The 14,496-nt window shown below is 40.7% G+C and carries 10 protein-coding genes; 9 read left to right on the forward strand and 1 reads right to left on the reverse strand.

Features of this window, described 5'->3' with window-relative positions; translation table 11 throughout:
• Positions 1–33: 33 nt before the first annotated feature.
• Positions 34–1,455: a siroheme synthase CysG gene (gene cysG, locus WSC_RS0107830; RefSeq protein ID WP_016955367.1), complete on the forward strand. Its 1,422-nt coding sequence runs from the start codon at positions 34–36 to the stop codon at positions 1,453–1,455.
• A gap of 780 nt (positions 1,456–2,235) precedes the next feature.
• Here the strand turns inward: cysG and WSC_RS22195 are convergent.
• Entirely contained in the window at positions 2,236–3,183 is a 948-nt protein-coding gene (locus WSC_RS22195) for a TIGR03899 family protein (protein ID WP_016955368.1), read from the reverse strand.
• 105 nt (positions 3,184–3,288) lie between these two features.
• Here WSC_RS22195 and WSC_RS0107840 point away from each other — a divergent pair, with 105 nt between their 5' ends.
• The 8 genes from WSC_RS0107840 (at position 3,289) to leuD (ending at position 14,406) form a co-directional block, all read left to right on the forward strand.
• Positions 3,289–5,520 carry a bifunctional diguanylate cyclase/phosphodiesterase gene (locus tag WSC_RS0107840; RefSeq protein WP_016955369.1) on the forward strand — a complete coding sequence of 744 codons (2,232 nt, stop codon included), beginning with the start codon at positions 3,289–3,291 and terminating at the stop codon, positions 5,518–5,520.
• A 139-nt stretch (positions 5,521–5,659) separates the two neighbouring features.
• Positions 5,660–6,664 (forward strand): extracellular solute-binding protein, encoded by a 1,005-nt coding sequence (locus tag WSC_RS0107845; protein ID WP_016955370.1) that lies wholly within the window; start codon positions 5,660–5,662, stop codon positions 6,662–6,664.
• Positions 6,665–6,671: 7 nt separating this feature from the next.
• Positions 6,672–8,366: an ABC transporter permease subunit gene (locus WSC_RS0107850; protein WP_016955371.1), complete on the forward strand. Its 1,695-nt coding sequence runs from the start codon at positions 6,672–6,674 to the stop codon at positions 8,364–8,366.
• Between the two features lies 1 nt (position 8,367).
• Positions 8,368–9,402 carry an ABC transporter ATP-binding protein gene (locus WSC_RS0107855; RefSeq protein ID WP_016955372.1) on the forward strand — a complete coding sequence of 345 codons (1,035 nt, stop codon included), beginning with the start codon at positions 8,368–8,370 and terminating at the stop codon, positions 9,400–9,402.
• Positions 9,403–9,707: 305 nt separating this feature from the next.
• Entirely contained in the window at positions 9,708–11,270 is a 1,563-nt protein-coding gene (gene leuA / locus WSC_RS0107860; RefSeq protein ID WP_016955373.1) for a 2-isopropylmalate synthase, read from the forward strand.
• 20 nt (positions 11,271–11,290) lie between these two features.
• Positions 11,291–12,382 (forward strand): 3-isopropylmalate dehydrogenase, encoded by a 1,092-nt coding sequence (gene leuB, locus WSC_RS0107865; RefSeq protein WP_016955374.1) that lies wholly within the window; start codon positions 11,291–11,293, stop codon positions 12,380–12,382.
• 12 nt (positions 12,383–12,394) lie between these two features.
• A complete protein-coding gene (gene leuC / locus WSC_RS0107870) occupies positions 12,395–13,804 on the forward strand; it encodes a 3-isopropylmalate dehydratase large subunit (protein ID WP_016955375.1) in 1,410 nt (469 codons plus the stop codon).
• Positions 13,804–14,406, forward strand: coding sequence for a 3-isopropylmalate dehydratase small subunit (gene leuD, locus WSC_RS0107875; RefSeq protein ID WP_016955376.1), 603 nt, complete (start codon positions 13,804–13,806; stop codon positions 14,404–14,406). The genes leuC and leuD overlap by 1 nt, the downstream gene beginning before the upstream one ends.
• Positions 14,407–14,496 lie beyond the last annotated feature (90 nt).

Genomic DNA, 14,496 nt, shown 5'->3' on the forward strand with positions numbered 1-14,496 from the left:
ATCTCTAGACATTTTTAGTTGTTAAGGCTTGTTATGGAACAGTTTCCAATCTTTTTAAATATGGCTAATTTCCCCTGTGCCGTTGTTGGTGGTGGCGAAGTTGCTTATCGAAAAATCAGCGCATTATTAAAAGCCAAAGCACTAATTTGTGTGATCTCACCTGAAATTAATGCCGACATTAATGCCTTAGTAGAAAACAAACAAATAGAATGGCTACAACAAAACTGGCAAGCAGACAGTATTGCAGGCAAACGTCTAGTGGTTGCCGCTACAGATAACAACCAAGTTAATAAACAAATTTTCGAATATTGTGAAGCGCATAATATTTTAGTGAATACAGTCGACCAACCTGATTTATGCCGTTACACCACACCATCTATTGTTGACCGCTCACCTATTGTTATTGCTATTTCATCTGCAGGTATGAGCCCAGTTTTAGCAAGACGTATACGCGCTATGATAGAAACCGCGTTACCACAATCTTTATCTGGTATTGCCCAATATGCAGGCTCTATTCGCGGCAAAATAAAAAATAAATTACCAACGATTGATTTGCGCCGTTTGTTTTGGGAAAAGTTTTTCTCAAGTTCAATCATGTCGCGTTTTGAGCAAATGGCAGACAGCGAAAAAACTGACTTGGTGGATAATTTATTAGATGATACCCATGAACAAGGTGAGGTTTGGTTAGTTGGTGCTGGCCCTGGCGATCCTGAGCTTATCACCATTAAAGCGCTACAAAAGTTACAACTTGCAGATGTTGTGGTATATGACCGACTCGTCTCGGAAGACATTGTTAACCTAGCACGCAAAGATGCTGAGTTTATTTGTGTTGGCAAACAGAAAAGTTTGCACATGAAACAACAGCAAGAAATTAATCAAATACTGGTTGATTTAGCTAAACAAGGTAAAAAAGTTTGCCGCTTAAAAGGTGGTGACCCGTTTATTTTTGGGCGTGGTGGTGAAGAATTAGAAACCTTAGTTGAGCAGCAAATTCCTTTCCAAGTGATTCCAGCTGTAACTGCAGCTGCCGGCTGTTCAAGTTATGCGGGTATTCCGTTAACCCATAGAGACTATGCGCGCAAAGTTACTTTTGTCACTGGGCAAAACAGTAAAGCGGGTGACGAGCCTGATTGGCAATCACTTATCCACCCTTATCATACCTTGTGTATTTACATGGGCTTGAGTAAAGCACAGCAGGTACAAGAAAACTTAATTAAGCATGGTATGGCTGCCGATATGCCGGTTGCTATTGTTGAAAATGGCACAACTCAACATCAACGTGTGGTGACTGGTATTTTAAGTGAGTTAGGGCAATTACAGCAGCAACACAACATCGGCTCACCTGCGTTATTAATAATCGGCCAAGTCGTTAAATTACATAGCTCGCTAGATTGGTTTACCCCTGATAGGCAAGAAAACGCCGGCGCATTTAAGAATTATTTGGCTGAGAAGTAGTGCAACCAAGTCCAGCTGAAGCATAATTTTCTAAAATCGCCGTGAATCCATCCTTGGAAGCTCCCAAACGTCGTCCCGGACGTTTGAAGTTTTAGAAAATCAGCATTCAGCTAGACTTTTATCTAGCATTTGTGTCTCTTGTCGAACAAATAACAGCAACGAAAATGCCGAAAAGGTGAATGGATGTGTTTCGAGCAAAACTTCACAAAAAAGGGATTTTTTGTGCGAGCGGCTCATGGACGAGTTCAAAGCGATTTTGCGAGGAATACTCCATTTGCCTTTGACCTTCTCAGCCACAATCGAAGAAGCGATGGATGTATATTACACCCAAGCCCAGCTGAAGCATAGTTTTCTAAAATCGCTGTGAATCCATCCGTGGAAGCTCCCAAACGTCGTCCCGGACGTTTGAAGTTTTAGAAAATCAGCGTTCAGCTAGACTTTTATCAAGCATTTTTATTGCTTCTAGAATAAACAACAGCGATAAAAATTTAGGAAAGTGCTAGAGCAATAACTTAGAGCAAAATCTCTTTTTCAGGGGCGAATCAGAACCGAAGCACCGCTTCGCAGTCTGACGAGGTGGAGCCAAGGACGGCGACAGGGCCTGCCCTTCAGGGACGAATAATCTACTCAGGATTTACTTTAATCCAGAACAGCGTTTTTGCGATAGTTATGGTCTAGTGATTTCCCTATATTGCACTGGCCTAGCAGCGATTTGCGAAAAATATCGCTGCCAACATAACCTTCCCTGCTGCCAACCCAAAAACGCCTCAAATACAAAACCTACTTCATATTCACATGAATTGCAGGCTCTAACACAGCAGCGAATTGCTCTAAATAATTCAGATTCAACTCAGCTGGAATCAAACGCGCCAACTCATTACCAATTTGCGTGAGCTTATAATAAGTTAACACATACCCACTTTTAGCCACCTGCAACTGAATTTTGCCACTGCCAATTTCCATCTCAATCACCTGACCTTTTTTCAGCTCAGTAGTTTCAATTTCGCTGGCGTATAACAAATTCAAATCAAACAAAGTGAGTAAATCTGGGTAATTTAACCCACATTTAGATAAGTTAATGGCAAAACCATGGTCTTTTTTAAATAAATCGAACCAAGTTGGTAAAACGTAGAATCCGCTAAAAATACGTCCGCCATATTCGTTTTTATCTTTCAGCGTAACATTACACGCAGCTTGAAAAATAAGCGCATCTCTGTGGGTCATTTGTTTTAAAGTAGACAATGCACGCAGCGAAAAACTACCAGGCCGCAAAGTCTGCATGGCAAGAATTTTACCCCAGAGTTTTTGCATCGGCGTAGAAAAAATGCTTTCAGCCATTTCAAAAAATTGATGTAACCAGTCGGGGTCGATATCCTCATTCGGCACCTTGTCATCAACATAACTTAGCGCCTGCTGCATAATCATTTCAAGGTTTTGCTGCTTACGCGCTGAATCTAAACGCTCACGGCGGCTGGCTCTTTGCTCTAACGAAAGTTGACCTTTAACTTGGCTGGTAATTCCGTATTTGTGGGCAATTTGGGCTAAACGAAAACTTGCAGTTTGTTGATCTAAAGTCACTTTTGCCTGCGCTCTGCCTTGAGAGTGCGCGCTGACAGTTGCAGCTTTATCGGCAGCTGTTGGTTTAGATTGCTGTTTCTTGTCAGCTAACTGCACAACCTCTTTTTGTAACGATGGTGGCAAATTGGCTGATAGGCCTGAAGTTTTCATAAAAGTTTAAGATTATTTTTATAGTTATGAGCGACATGTCTATATTAGGCTATAATTAATCCAGTTGTATAGTTAAATGCCAATATCTTACTTACCGGAACTCATATGCTGCAAAACAAATTAGACGATGTAATTCTATTTGCTGATGACGACGACGATTTGGACATCGAGCCGGATGAAGTTGACCCAAGTAATGCTTGGCACGTGTTAGTTGTAGATGATGATGCTGAAATTCATTCAGTTACCCAATTAGCTCTAAGTGGTTTAGAAACACTCGGAAAGCCTTTATATTTTGGCCATGCCTACTCTGGCAAAGAGTCTATCGAATATATGCAAAATCATCACGATGTTGCAGTCATATTGATGGACGTTGTAATGGAGCATGAAAATGCAGGTTTAGATGCAGTTAAACATATTCGCGACGAGCTAGGGCAAACCAACACTCGAATCATCCTACGTACAGGTCAGCCAGGTTATGCGCCTGAAGAAACAGTGGTTCAGCAGTACGATATTAATGACTATAAAACCAAAACAGAGTTGACCCGCAGTAAATTAGTCACAACACTCATTTCAGCCATTCGAAGTTTTGACCAAATAACACAAATTGAAAAAAGCAAAGCTCAATTAGCCAATATAGTTGCGTCGTGCGTGCAGCTACAACAACAAGATCCACAAAAATTTACCCAAGAAACAATTAACGCTCTAAATGATTTATTAGAAATACAAGCACAAGGATTAATTTGTGTAAGACCCATCAACAAAGAAAATGCGCGCCCTTTTGTGATAGGCGGTACAGCGGATTACCAAGAGTGCAATGGTCAACTGATAGAGCAATTAGACAACGGCCGCATTATTATGCAGCTGAGCCAATGTTTAAATCATCAGCAACACCAGTTACATTCAGCTGATCTAGCTTTATTTGTAAAAAGCAAAAAGTTTCATGCAGCGATTTATTTGGATGAAGGTATAGATTCAAGTCGCTTTAACGAACAATTAACCAATGTATTGCTAAGCAATGTTGGTGTTAGTTTAGAAAACGTTCAGCTATTCCAAGAACTAAAAAATATGGCATTTCGCGATAGTTTAACGGGTTTATCTAACCGTACAGATTTTATTCGTATGTTAGATAAATATGTACAAGACCCATCCATGGGTGACACAGTTGTACTAGTCGACTTAACTCACTTTGCCGATATCAATGATGGTTTAGGACAAGAAACTGGCAATCATCTACTTAGAGCAGTCGCTGAACGATTAAAAGAAAAATATGGTAATAATAGTCGACTCGCTCGAGTTAGCGCCGACGTATTTGGCATCATAGGTCATAAAATTCTAGTCAACCCAGAGCATATTGTAGAATTGTTTGACTACCCACTAAAAGTTGAAGATCAGCGAATCCCGGTCCATTTCAGTATGGGATTTTGTGATAGAGACCCTAACGACAAAAGTGGTCTACGTATTTTAAAACACGCAGATATCGCACTAAACCAAGCAAAAAAAGACCGGCAGCAGTGTTACTCATATTTCTCAGATACTATGGAACAAAAAACTGCGTGGCGACTGGGGATGGCACACCAACTGCGCGAAGACTTTCAGCACAATAAACTACAAGTTTGGTTCCAACCTCAACTGGACTTAAATACCCATTCAGTTATAGGTTTCGAGGCATTGTTACGCTGGCCTAGAATCGAAGGTGGCATGATAGAGCCAGAAGTATTTGTGCCGCTGGCTGAACATTCGGGATTGATGATAGACATAGGCAACTGGGTTGTTGAAGAGTCTTGCCGCCAGTTAAAACAGCTAGAAGATAAGGGATTCAATAAAATCCGTATTGCAATAAATGTGTCTATGGCACAATTTAGAAACCCTAAATTTGTACCAACAATCATAGACACTGTGCATAAATTTGCGGTTAAACCTCAATCGATTGAACTGGAAATAACCGAAAGTGTGTTGATGAACAATCCAAGTGCAGTGATTGATGCCCTAACCTTACTTAAAGCTGAAGGCATTCAAGTATCGCTAGATGATTTTGGCACTGGGTTCAGTTCTTTGAATTATCTACATCAATTACCACTTGACCGTATGAAAATAGACAGAGCCTTTGTTCGTGATATCTTAAGTAAAAATGGTGAAGTGATAGTTGAGACTGTGTTGGCGCTCGGGAAAAAACTTGGCCTACATACAATCGCTGAAGGTGTTGAAGAAATTGTTCAAGAGCGAAAGTTATTGGATATGGGCTGCGAAGAAGTGCAAGGCTTCTTATATGCAAAGCCATTAGCACCAGACCAAGTGCAAAACTTTGTTGCTGAACATCAAAATGCTCAGCATCACTGAAAGTACTATACTTAGTTTAGGCTCATTTAAACTTATTTCTTGTGTAAATGAGCCTTATCAATAAAAACCTCTGTACATTTGTGTCACTTTATTTACAATTAATGAGAACAATTCTCATTAATAAAAGTTAATAATCGCTATGAAAATTTTAAGTTTTTTATTGCTTGCAGTCGTTACCCTGCCAAGCTTTGCTAAAGATGACACTGTTAATATCTATTCATTCCGCCAAGCTTTTTTAATCGAGCCTATTTTGCAGCAATTTACTGAGCAAACTGGCATCAAAACCAAAGTTGTGTTTGCAGAGAAAGGTTTGATAGAAAGAATCAAACGTGAGGGCAAATATAGCCCAGCTGATGTAGTTTTAACCTCTAATTTCAGTAAGTTATTACAACTGTCGGATGAAAATTTAACTCAAGCATTTAATCACGCTGACATCAACGCCAACATACCCGCGCATTTTAGAGATCAAAATGGTCACTGGGTTGCGTTAACTAAACGCATCCGCAATATCTACGCGGCCAAAACGCGTGTAGCTTCACCTTTCACTTTAAGTTATGAAGACTTAGCCAAACCAGAATTTAAAGGTAAAATTTGTACACGCAGTGGCAAACATCCGTATAACTTAGGTTTAGTTGCGTCTATGATAGCGCATCACGGAGAAGCCCAAACAAAAACTTGGTTATTAGCGGTAAAAGAAAACTTAGCTCGCAAACCACAAGGCAATGACAGAGCGCAAGTAAAAGCCATTAGTGAAGGTTTATGCGATGTATCTTTGGGTAACAGCTATTATTTTGGCAAAATGATTACCGATCCGGCGCAAAAAGCTTGGGCTGATTCAGTTCATATCATTTATCCAAATCAGCAAAACCGCGGTGCACATGTTAACGTTTCGGGCGCAGCGGTTGCTAAACATGCACCAAATAAACAAAATGCAATTAAGCTCATTGCATTTTTAGCGTCAGAGCAAGCACAGCAAGCGTATTCGTCGCTTAACTTTGAGTATCCAGTCAACCCACAAGTAAAACCTGCAGATTTGGTTGCAAGTTGGGGTGAATTTAAGGAAGATACGCTTCCATTGACCAAAGTAGCCGAAAATCGTTCAGCAGCACTAAAACTGATTGATGGGGTGAAGTTCGACTTGTAGGTGATGTTTGTCTTCAGTTTCTCAAACTAACGTTCAACAACAAACTGGCAAATCTCTAGTTGCCAGTTTGTTTTCTGCTTGCAAACAATTAAAAAAGATCCATGTTTCCACACTGCTACTTGCTTTAATCCTTGCTGCACCACTGATCAGCATAAGCATTGAAGCGTTTGCACCAAACAGCGATACATTTGCCCATATTCAACAAACCGTTCTTGCCGACTATGTTATCAATACCTGTTTATTAGCATTAGGCGTTAGCATATTGGTAATTAGTATTGGTGTACCATTGGCATGGTTGATAGCCATATGTGATTTTCGCTTTAAAGGCTTTTTTCAATGGGCGCTGGTGCTCCCTCTCGCTATGCCAGCTTATATAGTCGCCTATACCTACACAGACTTGTTTGATTACGCTGGCCCCATCCAAACAAACTTACGCAATTGGTTTGGTTGGCAATCAGCAACCGACTATTATTTTTTTGATATTCGCAGTTTGCCAGGTGCAATTATTGTATTGGCCTTAGTCTTATATCCTTATGTGTATTTAATGGTTCGAGCAGGCTTTTTAGAGCAGCAAGCAAACTTAACTCACGTCGCCCGCACTATGGGTTACAGCCCAACTAAATGTTTTTTTAAAGTATCAGTACCAGTTGCTCGCAATGCTATTATCGCCAGTACAGCTTTGGTATTAATGGAAAGCATCGCCGACTTTGCCACGGTAAAATATTTTGCGGTCAGCACGCTAACAACGGCCATCTACGATACTTGGTTAGGCTATTACGACTTAGCCGCAGCGGCTAAATTATCCATAATCATGGTGGCGGGAATTTTTATTTTGCTCTACTTTGAGCGATTACAAAACGGCAAAAAACAAACGCATAACGACGCAAAGCTATCGGCGCAAAAACTTGTTTATCAACTAAATAAAAAACAAAGTTTTGCGGCCTTTTGTTTTTGCAGCCTTATACTATTAGTTTCTTTTGTTGCGCCACTCATTATTCTAGCCGACTATGCTATTGATTATTTTTCACAAGCATGGAATGACAAACTGTTACAGTTTACGCTCAATAGCTTAATAATTGCGGCGCTAACAGCCATAATTGCGATTGTATTTTCACTGTTGCTTAACTTCAGCTTACGAATAAAACCTAACAAGCTGCACAAAAGCAGTTTAAAAGTTGCCAGCTCTGGTTATGCTATTCCCGGAACTGTTATGGCAATTGGCGTGCTCATTCCATTGGCATTTTTAGATAACCAAATTAACGCACTGGCGGAAAGTTTAAATTTATCCGCGCCGGGGCTACTACTGAGTGGTTCTTTTATTGCTATAGTACTAGCGCATAGTATTCGTTTTATTGCCATTGCCAACAAAGGCATAGAGGCCAGTTACAGCAAAGTGAGTCCGTCATTAGATATGGTTGCAAAAACCATGGGGCAAACAAGCTTTAATATATTTCGCAAAGTGCATTTTGCGCTCATTCGTAAAAGCGTGTTGGTCGCAGGCTTGCTTATATTTGTCGAAAGTATGAAAGAATTACCGGCGGCTTTGTTATTACGCCCTTTTGATTATCAAACCCTACCCACATATGTATTTCAATATGCCAGCACAGAGCAATTAGAAATTGCCGCATTAGGTGCAATTATTATCGTTGTGGTTGGGTTAATCCCATTAATTGTTATAAATCGTTCTATCGAGAAAAACTAAAGTGTCGGTATTATCAGTCAATAATTTATCTGTAAGCTACCAAGATAAAAACATTATCAGTAACTTAAACCTTGAAGTTCAGCACGGTGAAATAGTCGCCCTGTTTGGTGCATCCGGTGGTGGCAAAAGTACAATTTTAAAAGCAATAGCGGGTCTGCTAGAGCAAGTTACCGGCAAGGTAAAAATTGGCGAGCAACAAGTGTTATCCGCAAAAATCAACCTACCTGCCGAAAAACGCCATACTGGATTAATATTTCAAGATTATGCACTTTTTCCCCATTTAACTGTTGCTGAAAATGTCGCGTTTGGGTTGCAAAAATTGTCCCGCGACGAGCGAGTACAAAAAGTAACAGAAATGCTAGCACTGATAAAAATGGCTGATTACGCGCAGCATTATCCCCATCAATTATCCGGAGGCCAGCAACAACGCATCGCTATTGTCAGAGCACTCGCTTGCCAACCAACTATTTTGTTATTTGACGAAGCCTTTTCCAACATAGATCCTAAATTAAGATTTGAGCTGATTACCGACATTCGTAACTTGCTTAAATCGCAAAAAATTTCTGCTTTATTTGTAACCCATAATCAAGACGAAGCATTTGCGTTTTGTGATCGTATAGCGGTTGTTAATCAAGGACGAATTGAGCAAGTTGACACACCAGCACAACTTTTCAACGCACCTGCTACTCAATATATCGCTGAATTTTTAGGTGAAGGTTTATGGCTGCAAAGCCGCATAAAATCGGCCAATGTTTTGGCAACACCATTTGGCGAAGCAGATTATCTAGGTAAACAATGTTTATCTGAGTTTATCGGCAAAACAGGGTTAATTTACCTGCGCCCACATCAATTTACCCTAGCGGCAGATGCAAATTCAAAACTACAAGTGCATAACGAACGCTTTATCGGCGAGTGTTATGAATCACTGTTGCAATGGCAACAACAAAGTATAAAAGTAAAAACACCGACCTCCTTTTTACACCAAACAGTATCGCTAAACATTAATACACAAATAACAAAAGTTTTTTTTGAATAAAACCGATTGGCCTAATTCTATTTTTAGGCCAAGCAAACATTGACATCTTAGGCCATTAACACCAAAATACACATCAAAGTTACATTTGTTGACTTACTCGTTAATTTACAAGGTTTATGAAATGACTTTAATCCTCTCGCTTACAAATCTACTAAGCCTCACTCATTTAGAGTGCGGGAGGATTTGTTTCGAGACGAACTAAACCTTTAAATCAAGATTTCGAAACAAAAAACCCGTGCTCAACAGCGCGGGTTTTTTATTAGATTCGCGCCGTTTCCGGGCCTTAAACGAACAGGAGCTAAACTATGTCTGATAGAGTAATAATTTTCGACACAACATTAAGAGACGGCGAACAAGCTTTATCCGCGAGCTTATCGGTTCGTGAAAAATTGCAAATTGCATTAGCCTTGGAAAGATTGGGTGTGGATGTGATGGAAGCAGGTTTCCCTGTTTCTAGCCCAGGCGATTTTGAATCTGTACAAACCATTGCTAAAAACGTTAAAAACTCAATTGTATGTGGTTTAGCCCGCGCAGTTGAAAAAGACATAGACGCCTGTGCACAGTCATTAAGCGTTGCAGAGCAATTCCGTATTCATACCTTCATTTCAACTTCTACTATTCACGTAGAGCAAAAATTAAAACGCAGTTTTGACCAAGTTTTAGAAATGGGTGTCAATGCGGTTAAATATGCGCGTAAATTTACCGATGATGTTGAGTTTTCTTGTGAAGACGCTGGCCGTACCCCAATTGACCACTTGTGTCGTATGGTAGAAGCGGCAATTAAAGCCGGCGCACGCACTATCAATATTCCAGACACTGTGGGTTATACTATACCGAGTGAATTTGGTGGCATCATTCAAACCTTATTCAACCGCGTACCAAATATCGACCAAGCAACTATTTCAGTGCATTGTCACAACGACTTAGGTTTAGCAGTGTCTAACTCTATTGCTGCAGTACAAGCGGGTGCACGCCAAATTGAATGTACCATTAATGGTATAGGTGAGCGCGCAGGTAACTGTTCATTAGAAGAAGTGGCTATGATTTTAAATACACGCTCTGATATGTTCAGTGCCAACAGCCGCATTAATACTAAAGAGATTTATCACACTTCTCGTTTAGTTAGCCAATTATGTAATATGCCTGTACAACCAAACAAAGCTATTGTTGGCGCCAATGCATTTACCCATAGCTCAGGTATTCACCAAGACGGCGTATTGAAAGCGAAAAACACTTACGAAATTATCACGCCTGAAAGCATTGGTAAGAGTACCAATGACTTGAATATGACCTCGCGCAGCGGCCGCCATGTAATTAAACACCGCATGCAAGAAATGGGTTATACAGAGCAAGATTTCAACTTGGACGAGTTATACGCGAGCTTCTTAAAGTTAGCTGATCGCAAAGGCCAAGTGTTTGACTATGATTTAGAAGCCTTGTTGTACTTCACTAACCAACAAATGGATAAACAACATTATCAATTAAGCTACTTAGCGGCAGTCTCTGGTACAGACGAAACTGCGACTGCGGGGGTTAAATTAAAAGTTGGCGATGATATAATCTCGGGATCAGCTTTAGGTAATGGCCCTGTTGATGCAACTTATCGCGCATTGTTAGAAATTGTTGAGATGGATTTAGAAGTCAAAGACTATGTAATTTCAGCAAAAACTGGCGGCGAAGATGCTCAAGCGCAAGCTGATATTGTTGTTGAATACAAAGGGCAAAAATTCCGCGGCTTCGGTTTATCAACTGACATAGTTGAAGCCTCAGCCCAAGCATTAATCAACGTAATGAATTTGGCCTACCGTGCAGACCAAATAGAATTGCAAAAGCAGGCTAAACAGAACGAACAAGCCACGCAGAACTAAAACGAGCAGGAAAATCAGAAATGTCTGAAAACAAAATGAAAATTGCAGTGTTAGCGGGTGACGGCATTGGCCCGGAAGTCATGGCAGAAGCTTTAAAAGTATTAAACGTTGTTGAGAAAAAGTTCAACGTTGAGTTTGACCTAAGCGAACACGATGTAGGTGGTATTGCAATTGACAACCATGGCGAAGCTTTGCCAGCATCAACACTTGCAGCATGTGAAGCAGCTGACGCGATTTTATTCGGTTCAGTAGGTGGTCCTAAGTGGGCTAAATTGCCACCACAACAACAACCAGAGCGTGCAGCCCTACTCGGCTTACGTGGCCATTTTGATTTATTCAGCAACTTACGCCCTGCCCGTATTTATCCGGGTTTAGAAGCTTTGTCGCCATTACGTGAAGACATTGCGAAAAGTGGTTTTGATACTTTAGTGGTACGTGAATTAACTTCAGGTATTTACTTCGGCAAACCAAAAGGTCGTGAAGGCGAAGGTGAAGAAGAATATGGTTTTGACACCATGCGTTATACGCGTCGCGAAATTCGTCGTATCGCTATTATCGCCTTTGAAGCTGCGTTAAAACGTCGTGGTAAAGTATTGTCTATCGACAAAGCCAACGTATTACAAACCAGCGTATTGTGGCGTGAAGTTGTTGAAGAAGTACATAAAGATTACCCTCAAGTTGAACTAGAGCATATGTATATAGACAACGCGACTATGCAGTTAATTCGTTACCCAAGCCAGTTTGACGTTGTATTATGTTCAAACTTATTTGGTGACATTATTTCTGATGAAAGTGCGATGATTACAGGCTCTATGGGCTTGTTGCCTTCAGCTTCTATTAACGAGCAAGGTTTTGGTTTATACGAACCAGCTGGTGGTAGTGCACCGGATATCGCAGGTAAAGGTATTGCTAACCCAATCGCACAAATTTTATCTGCCGCTATGATGTTACGCTTTAGTTTTGGCCGCAACGACATTGCTGATGCAATTGAAGCTGCAGTTGTTAAAACTCTAAATGATGGTGTGTTAACTGGTGAGCTACTGGCACCAGAGAAACGAGACCAAGCGAAAACAACTGCCCAAGTGGGTGATTACATAGCAGAATTAATTTAGAGTACGACTAAAATGAGCAAAACTTTATACGATAAAATCTACGATGCGCACATAGTGCGTGCCGAAGAAGGCGAAACGCCATTAATTTATATTGATCGTCACTTAGTCCACGAAGTGACCTCACCTCAAGCCTTTTCAGGTTTACGTGAAAAAAATCGCCCTGTGCGTTGTGTTGATAAAACATTCGCGACTATGGACCACAATGTATCGACCAAATCTATTGCAATTGACGCAGCTGCACCTATGGCGCGTATTCAAATGCAAACATTACAACAAAACTGTGATGAGTTCGGCGTGCGTTTATACAGCGTAGGTCACTTAAAACAAGGTATTGTGCATGTAATCGGCCCAGAGTTGGGTATTACTTTACCAGGCACAACTATTGTTTGTGGTGATTCACATACAGCTACCCATGGCGCATTTGGTGCATTAGCTTTTGGTATAGGTACATCTGAAGTAGAGCATGTTTTAGCAACTCAAACGTTAAAACAAAACCGCTACAAAACCATGAAGGTGGAAGTAACTGGCAAATTACAATTTGGTGTTGATGCAAAAGATATTATTTTGGCGATTATCGGCAAAATTGGTATGGACGGCGCAACCGGTCATGTTATGGAATATTGTGGTGATGCGATTGAAGCATTATCAATGGAACAACGCATGACCATTTGTAACATGAGTATTGAAGCTGGCGCGAAAGCGGGTTTAGTTGCTCCAGACCAAACCACTATCGACTATGTTAAAGGTCGTGAGTTTGCACCAACTGGTGCGGCTTGGGATGAAGCTGTTGAATACTGGACTAGCTTAAAATCGGACGCTGACGCAGAGTTTGACACTGTGGTTACCTTAAAAGCTGAAGACATTAGCCCACAAGTAACTTGGGGTACTAACCCTGGCCAAGTAATTGGTGTAAATGAACCAGTACCTGCACCAGAGTCTTTTGAAAACGCTGTTGAACGCGCATCTTGTGAAGCTGCATTAAAATATATGGGCATTCAAGCAGGTCAGGCATTAACTGATTTAGCTGTTGATAAAGTATTTATTGGTTCTTGTACCAACAGCCGTATTGAAGATTTACGCGCAGCAGCAAAAGTTGCACAAGGCCGTAAAGTTCAAGCGGGTATCGAAGCTTTAGTTGTACCAGGCTCTGGTCAAGTACGTAAACAAGCAGAAGAAGAAGGTTTAGATAAAATCTTTATCGAAGCTGGTTTTGAATGGCGTTTACCAGGTTGTTCTATGTGTTTAGCCATGAACGACGACAAGTTAGGTTTTGAAGAGCGTTGCGCATCAACTTCAAACCGTAACTTTGAAGGTCGCCAAGGCCGTGGGGGTCGCACTCACTTAGTTAGCCCAGCAATGGCTGCAGCTGCGGCTGTTTCAGGTCACTTTGTTGACGTACGTACTTTAGTGGAGGGCAAATAATGTCAGGTATTACTCAAATTAATGGCAAGGTTGCACCGTTAGATAAGTCTAACGTGGATACTGACCAAATTATCCCAAAGCAGTTTTTACAAAAAGTTGATCGCACAGGTTTTGGTGTACATTTATTCCACGACTGGCGCTATTTAGACGAAGCTGGCACACAAGACAATCCAGAATTCGCGTTAAATAAAGCCGAATACCAAGGTGCAAACGTTTTATTATCACGTGATAACTTTGGTTGTGGCTCTAGCCGTGAGCACGCACCTTGGGCGATTAAAGACTTTGGTTTTGATGTTGTCGTAGCAAGCAGTTTTGCAGATATCTTCTACGGTAACTGTATGAACAATCAAATTTTGCCAATCAAATTAACTGAAAGCGAAGTTGAAGAGTTGTTTCAAGCAGTTGCGGCTGATGCAAATGTCGCTTTTGCAGTTGATTTACCGGCGCAAACTTTAACTGTGAATGGTAAAGCTTATAGCTTCCCGATCAATGATTTCCATAAACATTGTTTAATCAACGGCTTGGATTCAATTGGTTGGACCTTACAGTTTGCTGATGATATCTCGACTTACGAGCAGAAATTACCAAGCTGGTTAAAATAACTAATCGACATAACCGTTGGAAATGATTTGAATACGTATTCAACTTAACTGCTAAGTTGCTTAGGTTAAAATATCGTTAAACGGATTAAA

Source organism: Catenovulum agarivorans YM01 (assembly GCF_000281085.1).
Taxonomy (GTDB): Bacteria; Pseudomonadota; Gammaproteobacteria; order Enterobacterales; family Alteromonadaceae; genus Catenovulum; species Catenovulum agarivorans.

Excerpts from the sequence above, each read along its gene's own strand:
- leuC (WP_016955375.1), top strand. The coding sequence starts at position 12,395 with ATGAGCAAAACTTTATACGATAAAATCTACGATGCGCACATAGTGCGT.
- WSC_RS22195 (WP_016955368.1), bottom strand. The coding sequence starts at position 3,183 with ATGAAAACTTCAGGCCTATCAGCCAATTTGCCACCATCGTTACAAAAA.
- leuD (WP_016955376.1), top strand. The coding sequence starts at position 13,804 with ATGTCAGGTATTACTCAAATTAATGGCAAGGTTGCACCGTTAGATAAG.
- WSC_RS0107840 (WP_016955369.1), top strand. The coding sequence starts at position 3,289 with ATGCTGCAAAACAAATTAGACGATGTAATTCTATTTGCTGATGACGAC.
- WSC_RS0107845 (WP_016955370.1), top strand. The coding sequence starts at position 5,660 with ATGAAAATTTTAAGTTTTTTATTGCTTGCAGTCGTTACCCTGCCAAGC.
- leuB (WP_016955374.1), top strand. The coding sequence starts at position 11,291 with ATGTCTGAAAACAAAATGAAAATTGCAGTGTTAGCGGGTGACGGCATT.
- cysG (WP_016955367.1), top strand. The coding sequence starts at position 34 with ATGGAACAGTTTCCAATCTTTTTAAATATGGCTAATTTCCCCTGTGCC.
- leuA (WP_016955373.1), top strand. The coding sequence starts at position 9,708 with ATGTCTGATAGAGTAATAATTTTCGACACAACATTAAGAGACGGCGAA.